Source organism: Sphingomonas sp. IW22 (assembly GCF_041321155.1).
Lineage (GTDB): Bacteria > Pseudomonadota > Alphaproteobacteria > Sphingomonadales > Sphingomonadaceae > Sphingomonas.
In genome coordinates this window covers 66189-82386 of sequence record NZ_JBGGWB010000009.1, presented here as the reverse complement: position 1 = coordinate 82386, position 16198 = coordinate 66189, and the positions used below count along the sequence as shown (strand labels likewise).

Sequence of the window (16198 nt, the reverse complement as noted above, 5' to 3'; positions counted from 1 at the left end):
ACAATGTCAAAGAGCGACAAAAACCGACGCACCGTCTATCCCGTTTCCGGGCGACCCGTGCGCCTTGCTTTCGGTGACCAACTCAGCGCTCCGTCTCGGTGCGCCCCGTCGGTGAAGGGGCATTTATGGGGCGAATCACATCCGGTCAACCGCTTTTTGGAACTTTTTGCATTTTTCCTGAAAAAAGCTCTGTGCGCTCCCGAAACGCCCCTCAATCGCTTGGTTTGAGCAGCGACAGGTCGATCGCCTCCCCCATGGCCCGCAGCCCGTCATCATTTGGGTGCAGATGATCGCCGGGGTCGAAGGCTGGGCGCAGACGCGTCGGGTTCGCCGGATCACGCACCGCAGCGTCGAAGTCGACCATGCCGTCGAACAGTTGCCCCGTACGGATGCTGTCGTTCACCGACGCGCGAACACGCTCCTTCTCAGGCGACATATAGCCAGCCCCTAGTGCAGGGGTGATGGTCGCCCCGATAACCCGGATACCCAGAGCATGCGCGCGCCGGACGAACTGGCGATAGCCATCGACCAGCGCGGCAGCGTCGACGGTGGCGTTCCCATCCCTGCCGCTGTTGCCGATATCGTTGATCCCTTCGAGCAGCACGACATGCGTGACACCCGGAACCGAGGCCACATCGCGCCAGAACCGGTCGAGCGCCGGAACCGCGCGCCCGCCATTCAGCATACGGTTGGCGCTGATCCCCATATTGACGACACCACAGCGACGCTCCGGTGCCAGGGCGGCCAGCCTTTCGCTCAAGCGTCCCGGCCAGCCGCGCGTCTCGGTCGACAGCGCCAGATAACCGTCGGTGATCGAATCGCCGAAAGCGACGACAGTGCAATTCGCGCGTGGATCGCGAACCGACACGAGCGAGAGATAGGCACGCGCCTGAATCCGTTCGAACCGGGAATCGCCGGGTGCATCATCGGCCGTCAGACCGGGCGCAAATGCCATGGGCAGACCCAGATTGGTGCGTGCTGGTCGGGTGGGTGTCGAGAAGGTGACGCTGACAATCATGTCCCGCCCCACCTCGGCCGCGATATCGACAGCGTCGCTCAACATGGTACGACCGGGTGGGAGCGCCGCGCCGCGGCTGCCTGAGAACCGCACGGGGCGCATGGAGCCGGTCCGAATCGCGACACCCTCCTCGCTGGCAGCCTCTCCAATCGAAACGGCGGCGATCGCCACCGCCTCCGCCCCCTCGGCATTGCTGAAGGTCAGCATCAGGCCCGACCCTGCCTGAGTCAGACGAACGCGGTAACGATAGGTGCCTGGCGGCAACGGGGCGTCATGCTCCCCCGCACTGGCCGGGGCATAACCCCATGCACCCGCCCAGCGCTCCGGCGCCGCTGCCGATGCTGGCAACGCCACGCCCGCCATTGCCAGTGAAACCAGTATCGCGCCCGCAGTATTCATATTGCCCCCCTGCCTACTCCTCGGAGCCTAGCAGGCTGGGGGAAGGCCTCAAGCCTCGCCGAGGGTCAGGCGCGGCCCGACAGGTCACGACGCTCGGGCGGGAGACGAACGGTCATCGCCTCCCACCCGTTTTCGATCCATATCTGGCACGCCAGCCGGCTCGTCCGCGTCGCACCGGCGGCAAGGTCGAGCATATCCTCTTCCTCCTCACTCGCGGGCGGAAGCAGCGCGAAATCCTCTGGCGCGATGATTACGTGACAGGTGGAACAGGCCATCTGCCCCTCGCACGTGCCCTCCAGCGGCTGATTGTCAGTCTGTGCCACATCGAGCAGCCGGTCGCCGGCCTGGGCAATTACTTCGCGGACGGTTTCGCCGTCGGCGGCAACAAAGCGGACCCGTGTCATGCCGCCATCCTTTGGCCATGCGCCGCAGCGTCGATCCGCTCCAGCGCCGCCACCAGACTGTCGCGATCGGTATCGCGGCCAAAACCGATACGGATGCTCGACCGTGCCTCCTGATCCGACAGGCCGATGGCGCGCAGCACATGGCTGGAGCGGCCTGAGCCGCTGGCGCATGCCGATCCCGCCGAAAAAGCGATGTCGCGACAATCCGACATCAGGCGCGCGACATCCAGCCCGTCGCGTCGGACATTGAGATTGCCCCGATAACGATGTTCGCGTGATCCATTCAGTTGCCAGCCTCCCGCTTCCGCGACGCGCAATGCCTGACATGCGGCGTCGAACAAAGCCGCCACATGGGCAATGTCCGCAGCACGTCGTTCCGCCGCCAGCCGTGCCGCCGCGCCGAACCCGGCACATAATGCGGGGCTGAGCGTACCGGATCGTCCGGGTGCCTCCTGCCCTCCGCCGTGCAGCAGCGCCGACGGCTCGACGCCGTCGCGCATCCACAGCGCGCCAATGCCCTTTGGCCCGTGGATCTTGTGCGCCGAAATCGCGATCAGGTCGCAGCCATCGGGCAGATCGACCCGGCCATATCCCTGCACCGCGTCGCACAGCATAAGGGCACCCGCCCGGCGCGCCAGTTCGCCAAGCGCGGCAACAGGCTGGATCACGCCGATCTCGTTATTGACCAGCATCGCCACCACCAGCCCGGTGCCGGGCACAATCGCACCCTCTGCCAGCGACAGATCGACAAGGCCGTCGGTGCCGACCGGCAGCACCGTCGCTTCGCGGCCGCGTCGCACCTCCGCAGCCACGGTGTCCAGCACAGCGGCATGTTCGGTGGCCAGCGTCACGATCGGGCCGGTTGTGCCCTTGATCGCCCAGTTGAGCGCTTCGGTCGCGCCGCTGGTGAAGGCCACACGACCGCCCGCCGGCAGCAAGGCCGCGGCCGCTGCGCGCGCGACCTCCACTGCGGCCCGGGCCGCGCGACCGGGGGCGTGAGCGCTGTGTGGATTAGCGTGCTGCGCCTCAAGCCAGGGCAGCATGGCCGCGAGTGCCGCCGGCGCCAGCGGAGTCGTCGCCTGATAGTCGAGATAGATCATGTCGGTATCTCATCCTCGGGCGGCGCCATGTGAGTATCACGGCGGATGCTGCTCCATGCGGTCAAGAACCGCTCAACATCGGCGGCGCTGGTCGACCGGCCAAAACTGACGCGGATAACTTCGCTCGCCGGGCGCGGTTCGATGCCCATCTGGGCCAGCACATGGCTGGGCCGCATCGTCCCCGACGAACAGGCCGCGCCCGCCGACACCGCGATGCCCATCATGTCGAACCGGATCAGCTGCGCGGTCGCCGCCACGCCGGGCATGCGATAGGCGCAGATCAACGGCGTGCGGCGATCGACATCAGGAGCGACGATCTCGCCCCCCGCCGCAACCACACCATGATCCAGCCGGTCGCGAAGTTCGGCCATATAGACGAGATCCTCGGGCGCACCAACTGCCGCCTCGAACCCCAGCGCGCCGGGCAGATTTTCGGTTCCGCCGCGATAGCCACGCTCCTGACCGCCCGACGGGCGCAAAGCGCCAAGGTCGCGGATCAACAGCGCCCCCACCCCAGCCGGGCCGCCGCGCTTGTGTCCCGACAGCGCGATGAAATCAGCGTGAAGCTGGGGCAGATCTTCATCGTCCCAGCCAACGGGCATCTGTGCGGCATCGACCAGCAACAGCCCGCCCGATGCCTTCACCAATGCGGCGATGGCGGCGATGGGTTGCAGCACGCCAGTCTCGTTATTGCCCCATTGCACGGCAACCAGCGCCGGCCCTGTCGCCAGCGCGCGCTCCAGTGCGTTCAGGTCGAGCGTGCCGTCCGCCAGCACCGGCAGCTGATCCACCCCCGGCACGGCGCGCAGCACCGCTTCATGTTCGGTGGCGGACACCAGCACGCGCGGCACCTCCGCACGGGTCAGTGCGATGCCCAGCGCCTCGGTCGCGCCGCTGGTGAAGATCAGCTCTCCGTCCCAGCCATAGGCTCTGGCGATCCGCGTGCGCGCGCGCTCCAGCGCGGCCCGTGCGGCGCGGCCCTCCCCATGGGGCGACGATGGATTGGCCCAGTCGGCCAGCGCCGCAGCAACCGCCTGACGCGCGGGTTCCACCACCGGCGTGGTCGCGGCATGGTCCAGATAAAGGCGATCGGGCAATGCTGATCCTTTCGCGACGTTGCTTGTATGGCCGCCCAGCCTATATAGCCGTCGCTTTGGCAGGCGCCACAGGTCCGGGCGCCCTTAACCGCACAGGAAGCCGATGCCCGAAGTCATTTTTCCCGGTCCCGAAGGCCGTCTAGAGGGGCGCTTTGCCCCTGCCCCGCGTCCACGCGCACCTGTTGCGATGATCCTGCACCCGCATCCAAATGCGGGCGGCACGATGAATAACCGCATCACGCAGGAACTCTACAAGACGTTCCAGCGCCGCGGTTTCGCCACGTTGCGCTTCAATTTCCGCGGCGTCGGCAAGAGCCAGGGGACGTTCGACAACGGCATCGGCGAACTGTCCGATGCGGCCAGCGCGCTCGACTGGGTGCAGAGCTTCCATCCCGAAGCATCGACTACCTGGGTCGCCGGATTCGGCTTTGGCGCATGGATCGGCATGCAGTTGCTGATGCGCCGCCCGGAAATTCGCGGTTTCATCTCGATCGCGCCGCCGGCCAACATGTTCGACTTTACGTTCTTGGCGCCCTGCCCGTCATCGGGCATCATCATTCAGGGCGAAAGCGACGAAGTGGTGACGCCCAGCGCCGTCCAGAAGCTGGTCGACAAGCTGCGCACGCAAAAGCACATCACCATCCACCACGACACCATTCCCGGCGCCAATCATTTCTTCGAACATGAAATGACCGAGCTGATGGGCAGCGTCGACCGCTATCTCGACATGCGGCTCGACCCGAATTCACCGATACGGTGACGCGATTGACCGGCGGCGGATCCAAACGGTCCGCCGCCGGCTCGCGTTCATAGCGCCCCGAAATCGATCGGCGCGTGCCGGTCCAGCGTACGCGACTTGTCGGGCATGGGGTATTTCAGCCCCGTGGCGCAGTTGAACAGCACCACCTGTTCGTCGCGCCCGACCTCTCCATCCGCCAGCGCCTGTTCATAGGCGGCCAGTGTCGCCCCACCTTCGGGGCAGAGCAGCAGACCGTCCTCGGTTGCGGCGCGTTCGACCGCGCGAACGATGGCAGGATCGCCGACAGCCAGCGCCTTGCCCCCGCTTTCACGCACCGCATCCAAGATCAGGAAATCGCCGACCGCACGTGGCACGCGAATGCCCGCCGCAACGGTATGCGCGTTCTCCCAGCGTTCGGCGTGGCGCTCTCCCGCCTCGAACGCGCGGACGATGGGGGCACATCCCGACGCCTGCACCGCATACATGCGCGGACGGCGAGGCCCGATCAGGCCGATTGCTTCCAGCTCGTCAAATGCCTTCCACATGCCGATCAGCCCGGTGCCGCCCCCGGTGGGGTAAAAGATCGCATCGGGCACTTCCCAGCCAAGCTGTTCGGCCAGTTCCAACCCCATCGTCTTCTTGCCCTCGATCCGGTACGGCTCCTTCAGAGTCGACAGGTCGTACCAGCCATTTTCGGCGCAGCCCTTGGCGACCAGCGCGCCGCAATCGTCGATCAGGCCGTTGACGCGGTAGACCCGCGCGCCCTGTGCCGCGATCTCGCGCACATTGATTTCAGGCGTATCGTCGGGACAGAAGATCACCGCCTCCATACCGGCACGCGCGGCATAGGCGGCGGCGGCGGCACCGGCATTGCCGTTGGTCGGCATGGCAATGGTGCGGACGCCCAGCGCCTTGGCCATGCTGATCGCCATCACCAGCCCGCGCGCCTTGAAGCTGCCGGTCGGCAAGCGCCCCTCATCCTTGACCAGCGGCGCACGGGCCGCAAGCCGTTCGCCAGTCGCCTCAAGCGCGATCAACGGCGTTTCCGCTTCGCCCAGGCTGACGATGTTCGCGGCGTGGCGCACGGGCAGCAATTCGCGCCAGCGCCACAGGTCGCGCGGACGCGATGCCAGCACCTCGCGCGTCAGCGCGGCGCGCACGCCGTCCAGATCATATCGAACCAGCAATGGTCGACCTGCACGCGACAGGCCCTGAATGACATCGGCCTCGTACCGTTCGCCCGTCAGCCCACATTCCAGATGCGTGACAAAGGCGGGGCGCGCGCCGGTCAGGTTATCTTTCCAGTTCATATGCACTCCTCAGCTCGCTTGCGCCCGACGCAGGGGATAGGGTCGCGCGGCCAGCCCCTCGACCACGCGCGCGCCGCGATCGACATAGATCGGCGTCAGCTTGCCCGTGGTGGCGTTGGGGCGACCGATCATGAAGGCCGCGCTGCTGCGCCCCTCGCTGCCGCCCTGCCCGCGATAGCGTGTATCGACCAGCAGGATCGGGGCGAAGAAGCGGCGCCCGCCTGCCTCGACGATATGAAACTGGTCGAGCGGTGCCCCCATCGTCGCGCGGTGTTCGCGGTGCTCGCCGGGGTTCAGCGTATAGCGGTTATGCTGCGCCGGGTCGGTGCGTTCGTTAAGATAAGCCTCGATCCGTTCGTCCTGATCGGCACTTGCGCTGAGCAGCCAAGCCGACACCATCATTTCCGATACGGTCTGGTCGCTCGAATTCACGGTGACGAACTGAAACTCGACAAAGCCGGCATCGTCATCGGTCACGCCAGCGCGCACCGGCAACACGTCGATGCCCAGCACGGGCGCGGGCTGACGAAAGGCGGTGATGAAGCCGGCATCGGCGGGCTTGGGCTTGTCGCGAAACGCCGTGATTGTGCCCGACGGGATGGGCGGCATCGGGCGAAGCGGCGGCCCGGCCGGGCGCGACAGGAATTGCGGCGACTCCGGCGCGACCGGTGTGGGGGGCGGTGGCGGTGGAACGGGTGCGGGCTTGGCCGCAGGTGGCGCGACGGGCGGCGTCGGCGGCACGGGTCGGACAGGGTCAGTCCGTGGCGTCGGTTCGACCGCCGCTTCCACCTCCGCCACCGGCTCGCCCTTCTGACGACGGAACCAGAACAACGCCAGCACCGCCAGCAACAGGATCACACCAGCGATCAGCCACTCGGAAACACCCCGGCCACCCTGGCCAGGCGTGACAGAGGTCGCGGTCGGCGCGGGCGTTGCTTCCGGCGTGGGCGTAGGTGACGCGACGGGCGCGGGCTCCGCGGCAGGCGTCTCGACCGGCGCTGCATCGGGCACCGGAGTGGGAGTGGGGCTCGGCGTGGGGGTTGGCGTTGGCCGGGGTCGCGCCGGGGCTTCGCTGGCGCGCGGAGTCGGCGTGGCGCGGGGCGTCGGGGTCGCGCGCGGCGTTGGCGTGGCTGTCGGCACGATGATCGGCACCGTTGCCGGCGCCGGTGTGCTCTGCGGGACGCTGTCGCCCGGCGGCAGCGAATAGTCGATGGGCGGCACCACCCGGCTGGGCTGCGGTGCGGGCGCCTCCTGAGCGAGCGCGGGCGACAGGGGGGCAAGCGCGATGGCCGCGCCGAACAGCGGATGGAAACCGGACATGGCCGCGCGCCATATCCCCGTGCGGGCGCCCGCGGCTAGCCCCCTTGAACCATGGCGCGGCGAAGCGTCGGCGGTTTGACACCCGGCGCCGTTCAGCCTATATCCCGACACTGCCTTAACGACCGGGACATGGCACGCCGTCGCGCAGCGAGCCGGACGAATGGGTCGTAAAGGTAATTCAGGACGCTTGGAAGCTGCGGTTCCCATCTGTGGAGCACGCGGCTTTTCGTGTCTTGATGGCCCCCGCGCCCGACATTCCGGCTGAACGAGGCGAACAGCAGCTTATGGCAACCAAGGCAATCGAACGCGGCACGGCAAAGCGCCGTATCCGCAAGGTGTTCGGCGACATCCACGAAGTGGTGCAGATGCCGAACCTGATCGAGGTTCAGCGCGAATCCTACGAACAGTTCCTGCGGAGCGACCCGTCGATCGGTTACGTTTCCGGCCTTGAAAAGACGCTGCGCAGCGTTTTCCCGATCCGCGACTTCGCCGGCACCGCCGAGCTGGATTTCGTGAATTACGAGCTTGAGCATCCCAAGTTCGACCAGGAAGAATGCCGTCAGCGCGGCATCACCTATGCCGCGCCGATGCGCGTCACCCTGCGCCTGATCGTGTTCGAGGTGGACCCAGATACGGAAGCCCGCTCGGTCCTCGATATCAAGGAGCAGGACGTCTACATGGGCGACATGCCCCTGATGACGGGCAACGGCACCTTCATCGTCAACGGCACCGAACGCGTCATCGTGTCGCAGATGCACCGCTCGCCGGGCGTGCTGTTCGACCATGACCGCGGCAAGACCCACGCGTCGGGCAAGTATCTGTTCGCCGCGCGCGTCATTCCGTATCGCGGGTCGTGGCTCGACTTCGAATTCGACGCCAAGGACATTGTCAACGTCCGTATCGACCGCAAGCGCAAGCTGCCGGTCACGTCGCTGCTCTATGCGCTGGGCCTGAATAGCGAGGAAATCCTCAACCACTTCTACAACCGCGTGACCTTCGTCCGCGGCCAGGGTGGCTGGCAGATCCCGTTCGCCGCCGAAAACTGGCGCGGCCAGAAGCCGATGTTCGACATCGTCGACGCCAGCTCGGGCGAAGTGATCTTCCCCGCCGGTCAGAAGATCAGCCCGCGCGCTGCCAACAAGGCGGCTAAGGACGGTCTGGAAACGCTGCTGATCCCGACCGAGGAAATCTTCGGTCGCTATTCGGCCTTTGACCTGATTAACGAAGCGACCGGCGAGATTTATATCGAGGCGGGCGACGAAGTGTCGGCCGAAAACCTCGAAAGCCTCGACAAGGCCGGCATCGACCGCGTCGAACTGCTCGATATCGATCATGTGTCGACCGGTCCCTGGATCCGCAACACGCTCAAGGTCGACAAGGCTGAAGAGCGCGAGCAGGCGCTGTCCGACATCTATCGCGTGATGCGTCCCGGCGAACCGCCGACGCTGGAAACGGCAGAGTCGCTGTTTTCGGGCCTGTTCTTCGATCCCGATCGCTACGACCTGTCGGCCGTGGGCCGCGTCAAGCTGAACATGCGCCTCGACCTCGACACGCCGGACACGGTGACGACGCTGCGCACCGAGGATATTCTGGCGGTCGTCAAGACGCTGGTCGATCTGAAGGACGGCAAGGGCGAAGTCGACGACATCGACAATCTGGGCAACCGTCGCGTGCGTTCGGTGGGCGAGCTGCTGGAGAACCAGTATCGCGTCGGCCTGCTCCGCATGGAGCGCGCGGTTAAGGAACGCATGTCGTCGGTCGATGTGTCGACGGTCATGCCGAACGACCTGATCAATGCAAAGCCGGCGGTCGCCGCGGTGCGCGAATTCTTCGGTTCGTCGCAGCTGTCGCAGTTCATGGACCAGACCAACCCGCTCTCCGAAGTGACGCACAAGCGTCGCGTGTCGGCGCTCGGGCCGGGCGGTCTGACGCGTGAGCGCGCGGGCTTCGAAGTCCGCGACGTTCACCCGACCCACTATGGCCGTATCTGCCCGATCGAAACGCCGGAAGGCCCGAATATCGGTCTGATCAACTCGCTGGCGACGTTCAGCCGGGTGAACAAGTACGGCTTTATCGAGACGCCGTACCGCAAGGTGATCGACGGCAAGGTGACCAACGAGGTCGTCTATCTCTCGGCCATGGAAGAGCAGAAGCACACCGTCGCTCAGGCATCCGCCGCCCTCCACGAAGACAAGAGCTTCGCCGAGGAACTGGTGTCGGCACGTCAGGCGGGCGAATTCCTGATGGCGCTGCCTGAAAACGTCACGCTGATGGACGTGTCGCCCAAGCAGCTTGTCTCGGTCGCGGCTTCGCTCATTCCATTCCTGGAAAATGACGACGCCAACCGCGCGCTGATGGGCTCGAACATGCAGCGTCAGGCCGTGCCGCTGATCCAGGCCGAGGCGCCGTTCGTCGGCACCGGCATGGAAGAGACGGTGGCGCGCGACTCGGGTGCAGCCATTGCCGCCAAGCGTGAGGGTATCGTCGATCAGGTCGACGCTGCACGTATCGTGATCCGTGCGACGGGCGACGTCGATGCCAGCGAAAGCGGCGTCGACATCTATACCCTGATGAAGTTCGAGCGTTCGAACCAGTCGACCTGCATCAACCAGCGTCCGCTGGTGAAGGTGGGCGATGTGGTGAAGGCGGGCGACGTCATTGCCGATGGTCCCTCGACCGAATTCGGTGAGCTGGCACTGGGCCGCAACGTGCTGGTCGCGTTCATGCCCTGGAACGGCTACAATTATGAGGACTCGATCCTCATCAGCGAACGCATCGTGAAGGATGACGTCTTCACCTCGATCCACATCGAGGAATTCGAAGTCATGGCTCGCGATACCAAGCTGGGGCCAGAAGACATCACCCGCGACATCCCGAACGTCGGCGAGGAAGCACTGCGCAACCTCGACGAAGCGGGCATCGTCTATATCGGTGCAGAAGTTGAGCCGGGCGACATCCTGGTCGGCAAGATCACGCCCAAGGGCGAAAGCCCGATGACGCCGGAAGAAAAGCTGCTGCGCGCCATCTTCGGTGAAAAGGCCTCCGACGTGCGTGACACGTCGCTGCGTCTGCCGCCGGGCGTGTCGGGGACGATCGTGGACGTTCGCGTCTTCAATCGCCACGGCATCGACAAGGACGAGCGCGCGATGGCAATCGAGCGCGAAGAGATCGAGCGCCTGAAGAAGGACTCGGACGACGAGCGCGGCATCCTCAATCGTGCCACCTGGTCGCGCCTGCGCGACATGCTGGTCGGTCAGACCGCGACCGCGGTGCCCAAGGGCCTGAAGAAGGGTTCGGTCATCGACGACGCGCTGCTCGACAGCGTGGAGCGGCATGAATGGTGGAAGTTCGCAGTCGCGGACGACGCGGTTCAGGCCAATCTGGAAGGCGTGAAGGCCCAGTATGACGAGGCCGCGAAGCGCATCAAGGAGAAGTTCGAGGATCGCCGTGAGAAGCTGGAGCGGGGCGACGAGCTGCCGCCGGGCGTGCTCAAGATGGTCAAGGTGTTCGTGGCCATCAAGCGCAAGCTGCAGCCGGGCGACAAGATGGCCGGCCGTCACGGCAACAAGGGCATCATCAGCCGCATCCTGCCGCAGGAAGACATGCCGTTCCTGGCAGACGGAACGCCGGTCGACTTCGTGCTGAACCCGCTGGGCGTGCCGTCGCGCATGAACGTCGGGCAGATCTTCGAGACGCATCTGGGCTGGGCCGCGCGCGGTCTGGGTCGCAAGATCGGCGATGCGCTGGACGCATGGCGTGAAGCGAACCCGAACCCGCAAGCGGGTCAGCCGCCCGAAGCGGTCAAGGCTCTGCTGAGCGAGATCTATGGCGACAATTACGCCGCCGAGATCGAGGCACGGACGCCGGAGCAGATCGTCGACCTGGCCACGCATGTCCGCAAGGGTGTGCCGATGGGCACGCCGGTGTTCGACGGCGCGGTGGAAGCCGATGTGACTGCGATGCTGCGCTTGGCCGGGCTGGATGAATCGGGTCAGGTGGACCTGTATGACGGCCGCACTGGCGACCGTTTCGATCGCAAGGTGACGGTGGGGTACAAATATGTGCTCAAGCTGCACCACCTGGTCGACGACAAGATCCACGCCCGTTCGATCGGTCCGTACAGCCTTGTCACTCAGCAGCCGCTGGGTGGTAAGGCCCAGTTCGGCGGCCAGCGCTTCGGTGAGATGGAGGTGTGGGCACTGCAGGCTTACGGCGCTGCCTACACGCTTCAGGAAATGCTGACGGTGAAGTCCGACGACGTGGTCGGCCGCACCAAGGTCTATGAAGCGATCGTCAAGGGCGACGACACCTTCGAGGCCGGCATTCCTGAGAGCTTCAACGTGCTCGTCAAGGAAATGCGCTCGCTGGGCCTCAACGTCGAACTCAAGTCGATGGACGAAGGCGACGAGCTGGCCGAGGCGGCAGAGTAACGGGCCGGGGCGTCGTCAAGCGGCGGCGCCCCGCCCTCTCCTTCCCGCCCCCGGTTTTTCCCAAGAGGGAATGAAGATATGAACGAACTGACCAACTTCGCGAACCCGGTCGCCAAGACCGAGACCTTCGACCAGATCCAGATCGGCATCGCGTCTCCGGACCGCATCCGTTCGTGGTCGTTCGGCGAAATCAAGAAGCCCGAGACGATCAACTATCGCACGTTCAAGCCCGAGCGTGACGGCCTGTTCTGCGCGCGCATCTTCGGTCCGATCAAGGATTACGAATGCCTGTGCGGCAAGTACAAGCGCATGAAGTACAAGGGCATCGTCTGCGAAAAGTGCGGCGTCGAGGTTACCGTCTCGAAGGTCCGTCGCGAGCGCATGGGCCATATCGAACTGGCTGCGCCGGTCGCGCACATCTGGTTCCTGAAGTCGCTGCCGTCGCGCATCGGCCTGCTGCTCGACATGCAGCTCAAGCAGCTGGAGCGCGTCCTTTATTTCGAGAGCTATATCGTCATCGAGCCGGGCCTGACCGCGCTTGAGAAGTATCAGCTGCTGACCGAGGACGAGCTGCTCGACGCTCAGGATCAGTATGGCGAAGACGCCTTCTCGGCCGGCATCGGTGCAGAAGCCGTCAAGCAGATGCTGATGGACCTCGATCTTGAGGGCGAGCGCCGCGACCTGCTTGAGGAGCTGGCAACCACCAAGTCGGAACTGAAGCCCAAGAAGATCATCAAGCGGCTGAAGGTCGTCGAATCGTTCATCGATTCGGGCAACCGTCCCGAATGGATGATCCTCGATGTCGTGCCGGTCATTCCGCCCGAACTGCGTCCGCTGGTGCCGCTGGACGGCGGCCGCTTTGCAACGTCGGACCTGAACGACCTGTATCGTCGCGTCATCAACCGTAACAACCGCCTCAAGCGACTGATGGAACTGCGTGCGCCGGACATCATCGTCCGCAACGAAAAGCGCATGTTGCAGGAAGCCGTCGACGCGCTGTTCGACAATGGTCGCCGCGGTCGCACGATCACCGGCGCCAACAAGCGTCCGCTCAAGTCGCTGTCCGACATGCTCAAGGGCAAGCAGGGCCGCTTCCGTCAGAACCTGCTCGGCAAGCGCGTCGACTATTCCGGCCGTTCGGTCATTGTGACCGGTCCTGAGCTGAAGCTGCACCAGTGCGGCCTGCCCAAGAAGATGGCGCTCGAGCTGTTCAAGCCGTTCATCTACGCGCGCCTCGACGCCAAGGGTCTGTCCATGACCCTGAAGCAGGCGAAGAAGTGGGTCGAGAAGGAGCGCAAGGAAGTCTGGGACATCCTGGACGAGGTGATCCGCGAGCATCCGGTGCTGCTGAACCGCGCGCCGACGCTCCACCGCCTTGGCATTCAGGCGTTCGAGCCGGTGCTGATCGAGGGCAAGGCGATCCAGCTTCACCCGCTGGTCTGCTCGGCCTTCAACGCCGACTTCGACGGTGACCAGATGGCCGTCCATGTCCCGCTTTCGCTGGAAGCCCAGCTGGAAGCGCGCGTGCTGATGATGTCGACCAACAACATCCTGTCGCCCGCCAACGGCAAGCCGATCATCGTGCCGTCGCAGGACATGGTGCTTGGCCTTTACTACCTCTCGCTGGAAAAGACCGGCGAGCCGGGTGAAGGCATGGTGCTGGCCGACATGGAGGAAGTGCACCAGGCGCTGTTCGCAGGCGTGGTGACGCTGCACACCAAGATCGTCAGCCGCGTTCCGCAGACCGACGAGGACGGCAACCAGTATCTCAAGCGGTTCGAAACCACGCCGGGCCGCATGCTGCTGGGCGAATGTCTGCCCAAGAGCCACAAGGTGCCGTTCGACATCGTCAATCGCCTGCTGACCAAGAAGGACGTGGGCGACGTCATCGATGAGGTCTATCGCCACACCGGCCAGAAGGAGACCGTGCTGTTCGCCGACGCGATCATGTCGCTGGGCTTCCGCCACGCTTTCCGCGCCGGCATCTCGTTCGGCAAGGACGACATGATCATTCCTGCCGCCAAGGAAGGGATGGTCGACGAGACCCGTGCGCTGGTTAAGGACTATGAGCAGCAGTATCAGGACGGCCTGATCACCCAGCAGGAAAAGTACAACAAGGTGATCGACGCCTGGAGCCGTTGCGGTGACCAGGTGGCAGCCGCCATGATGGACGAGATCAAGGCTGTGAAGCGTTACGACGACGGCCCGATGGCCGGCCGCGAAAAGCCGATCAACTCGATCTACATGATGGCTCACTCCGGTGCGCGTGGTTCGCAGGCCCAGATCAAGCAGCTGGCAGGCATGCGCGGCCTGATGGCCAAGCCGTCGGGCGAGATCATCGAAACGCCGATCATCTCGAACTTCAAGGAAGGTCTGACCGTCCTTGAATATTTCAACTCGACCCACGGCGCCCGTAAAGGTCTGGCCGACACCGCGCTCAAGACGGCGAACTCGGGTTACCTGACCCGCCGTCTGGTCGACGTGTCGCAGGACTGCGTCATCATGGAGGACGATTGCGGTACCGAACGCGCGCTGGAAATGCGGGCGATCGTGCAAGGCGGTTCCACCATCGCTTCGCTGGGTGAGCGTATTCTGGGCCGCACCACGGCCGAGGATGTCGTCGATCCCAAGACGAACGAGGTCATCATCCCGATCGGCACCCTGCTGGACGAGCCGATGATCGCGCAGATCGAAGCGCTGGGCGTTCAGGGCATGAAGATCCGCTCGCCGCTGGTCTGCGAAGCGCGGATCGGTGTCTGCGGAAAGTGCTATGGCCGTGACCTTGCCCGCGGTACGCCGGTGAACATCGGTGAAGCGGTCGGCGTCATCGCAGCGCAGTCGATCGGTGAGCCGGGTACGCAGCTGACCATGCGTACCTTCCACATCGGTGGTGCGGCACAGCTGAACGAGCAGTCGAACCTTGAGGCACCGGTCGACGGCACGCTCGAATATCGCGACCTGCGCGTGATCGAGGACCAGCGCGGTCGTCGCGTGACGCTCAGCCGTTCGGGTGAAATCGCGATCGTCGACATGGACGGCCGCGAACTGGCGGTTCATCGCATTCCCTACGGCGCATATGTCATGTTCGATGACGGGCATGTCGTGTCGAAGGGCGACCGGATGGCCGAATGGGATCCGTTCACCATGCCGGTGATCACGGAAAACCCCGGTATCGTGAAGTATCAGGACCTGATCGACGGCAAGACGCTGACCGAACAGGCCGACGATGCGACCGGTATCACTCAGCGTGTGGTCACCGAATATCGCGGCAAGGCCAAGGAGGATCTTCGTCCTCGCCTGACCCTGCTCGACGATGCTTCGGGCGAAACCGGCCGGTACATGCTCGCATCGGGCACGGTCCTGTCGGTCGAAGACGGCGCCGAGGTGAAGGCGGGTGACGTGCTGGCGCGCGCCAGCCGTGAATCGGCCAAGACCCGCGACATCACCGGCGGTCTGCCGCGCGTCGCCGAACTCTTTGAGGCCCGCAAGCCCAAGGAGAATGCGATCATCGCCAAGGTTTCGGGCCGCGTTGTGTTCGGCAAGGACTATAAGGCGAAGCGCAAGATCGGCATCCAGCCGGAGGATGGCGGCGAGGTCGTCGAATATCTGGTACCCAAGTCGAAGGTAATCGACGTTCAGGAAGGCGACTACGTCAAGCGTGGCGACAACCTGATCGGCGGCAGCCCCGATCCGCACGACATTCTGGAAGTGCTGGGCATCGAACCGCTGGCCGAATATCTCGTGTCGGAAATCCAGGAAGTCTATCGACTTCAGGGCGTTAAGATCAACGACAAGCACATCGAGGTGATCGTTCGCCAGATGCTGCAAAAGGTCGAGATCACCGACGGTGGCGATACCACCCTGCTTGCCGGTGAGCAGGTGGACCGCGACGAGATGGACGAAGCGAACTCGAAGCTGGAGGCGAATCAGCAGCCGGCTCAGGGCAAGCCCATCCTGCTCGGCATCACCAAGGCATCGCTCCAGACGCGTTCGTTCATCTCGGCCGCATCGTTCCAGGAAACGACGCGCGTCCTCACCGAGGCTTCGGTGCAGGGCAAGATCGACACGCTGAACGGCCTGAAGGAAAATGTCATCGTCGGCCGCCTGATCCCGGCGGGTACGGGGGCTGGCATGAACCGGTTGCGTGTTGCGGCATCGTCGCGTGATGCGGCGCTTCGCGTCGCGCAGCGCAAGATGGCTGAGGCGTCGCTCATCGCGCCTGCTTCGGCGGCGGAAGAGCATGCGGCGGAACTGGCTCGCTCGGCGCGTGATGCGCAGGGCACCGGCGACGATCCGCTGGCCAGCGTGGCCCCGTCGGGTCACGGCACCGATGCGGATGCGGGTGAATATCTGAACGACTGATCGTTCAGGTCGACCGAAT

The 16198-nt window shown here is 64.7% G+C and carries 10 protein-coding genes; 4 read left to right on the top strand and 6 right to left on the bottom strand.

Annotated elements, in window-relative coordinates; genetic code table 11:
• A partial coding sequence (locus tag ACAX61_RS18375; RefSeq protein ID WP_370716108.1) for a hypothetical protein occupies positions 1–228 on the top strand: 228 nt, incomplete at its 5' end.
• Here the strand turns inward: ACAX61_RS18375 and ACAX61_RS18370 are convergent.
• The 4 genes from ACAX61_RS18370 to ACAX61_RS18355 all read right to left on the bottom strand — a co-directional run bounded on the left by ACAX61_RS18370 (position 212) and on the right by ACAX61_RS18355 (position 4018).
• Positions 212–1417: an SGNH/GDSL hydrolase family protein gene (locus ACAX61_RS18370; RefSeq protein WP_370716107.1), complete on the bottom strand. Its 1206-nt coding sequence runs from the start codon at positions 1415–1417 to the stop codon at positions 212–214. The genes ACAX61_RS18375 and ACAX61_RS18370 overlap by 17 nt on opposite strands.
• Positions 1418–1482: 65 nt before the next feature.
• Positions 1483–1821, bottom strand: a complete 339-nt coding sequence (locus tag ACAX61_RS18365; protein ID WP_370716106.1) for a 2Fe-2S iron-sulfur cluster-binding protein — start codon at positions 1819–1821, stop codon at positions 1483–1485.
• The gene (locus tag ACAX61_RS18360; RefSeq protein WP_370716105.1) at positions 1818–2921 is read right to left on the bottom strand and encodes a cysteine desulfurase family protein; all 1104 of its coding nucleotides are present in this window, start codon (positions 2919–2921) and stop codon (positions 1818–1820) included. The genes ACAX61_RS18365 and ACAX61_RS18360 overlap by 4 nt, the downstream gene beginning before the upstream one ends.
• Entirely contained in the window at positions 2918–4018 is a 1101-nt protein-coding gene (locus ACAX61_RS18355; protein WP_370716104.1) for a cysteine desulfurase family protein, read from the bottom strand. The genes ACAX61_RS18360 and ACAX61_RS18355 overlap by 4 nt, the downstream gene beginning before the upstream one ends.
• Before the next feature lie 103 nt (positions 4019–4121).
• On the opposite strand from ACAX61_RS18355, the gene ACAX61_RS18350 reads away from it, so the two are divergent.
• Positions 4122–4778, top strand: coding sequence for an alpha/beta hydrolase (locus tag ACAX61_RS18350; protein WP_370716103.1), 657 nt, complete (start codon positions 4122–4124; stop codon positions 4776–4778).
• Positions 4779–4825: 47 nt separating this feature from the next.
• On the opposite strand, the gene ACAX61_RS18345 is transcribed toward ACAX61_RS18350, so the two are convergent.
• Positions 4826–6067: a threonine synthase gene (locus tag ACAX61_RS18345; RefSeq protein WP_370716102.1), complete on the bottom strand. Its 1242-nt coding sequence runs from the start codon at positions 6065–6067 to the stop codon at positions 4826–4828.
• A 9-nt stretch (positions 6068–6076) separates the two neighbouring features.
• A complete protein-coding gene (locus tag ACAX61_RS18340; RefSeq protein ID WP_370716101.1) occupies positions 6077–7387 on the bottom strand; it encodes a hypothetical protein in 1311 nt (436 codons plus the stop codon).
• A 284-nt stretch (positions 7388–7671) separates the two neighbouring features.
• Between ACAX61_RS18340 and rpoB the strand changes: the two genes are divergently transcribed.
• Positions 7672–11817: a DNA-directed RNA polymerase subunit beta gene (gene rpoB / locus ACAX61_RS18335; protein ID WP_370716100.1), complete on the top strand. Its 4146-nt coding sequence runs from the start codon at positions 7672–7674 to the stop codon at positions 11815–11817.
• Between the two features lie 78 nt (positions 11818–11895).
• Positions 11896–16179: a DNA-directed RNA polymerase subunit beta' gene (rpoC, locus tag ACAX61_RS18330; RefSeq protein WP_370716099.1), complete on the top strand. Its 4284-nt coding sequence runs from the start codon at positions 11896–11898 to the stop codon at positions 16177–16179.
• Positions 16180–16198 lie beyond the last annotated feature (19 nt).

Excerpts from the sequence above, each read along its gene's own strand:
- ACAX61_RS18370 (WP_370716107.1), bottom strand. The coding sequence starts at position 1,417 with ATGAATACTGCGGGCGCGATACTGGTTTCACTGGCAATGGCGGGCGTG.
- ACAX61_RS18340 (WP_370716101.1), bottom strand. The coding sequence starts at position 7,387 with ATGTCCGGTTTCCATCCGCTGTTCGGCGCGGCCATCGCGCTTGCCCCC.
- ACAX61_RS18360 (WP_370716105.1), bottom strand. The coding sequence starts at position 2,921 with ATGATCTATCTCGACTATCAGGCGACGACTCCGCTGGCGCCGGCGGCA.
- rpoC (WP_370716099.1), top strand. The coding sequence starts at position 11,896 with ATGAACGAACTGACCAACTTCGCGAACCCGGTCGCCAAGACCGAGACC.
- rpoB (WP_370716100.1), top strand. The coding sequence starts at position 7,672 with ATGGCAACCAAGGCAATCGAACGCGGCACGGCAAAGCGCCGTATCCGC.
- ACAX61_RS18365 (WP_370716106.1), bottom strand. The coding sequence starts at position 1,821 with ATGACACGGGTCCGCTTTGTTGCCGCCGACGGCGAAACCGTCCGCGAA.
- ACAX61_RS18345 (WP_370716102.1), bottom strand. The coding sequence starts at position 6,067 with ATGAACTGGAAAGATAACCTGACCGGCGCGCGCCCCGCCTTTGTCACG.
- ACAX61_RS18350 (WP_370716103.1), top strand. The coding sequence starts at position 4,122 with ATGCCCGAAGTCATTTTTCCCGGTCCCGAAGGCCGTCTAGAGGGGCGC.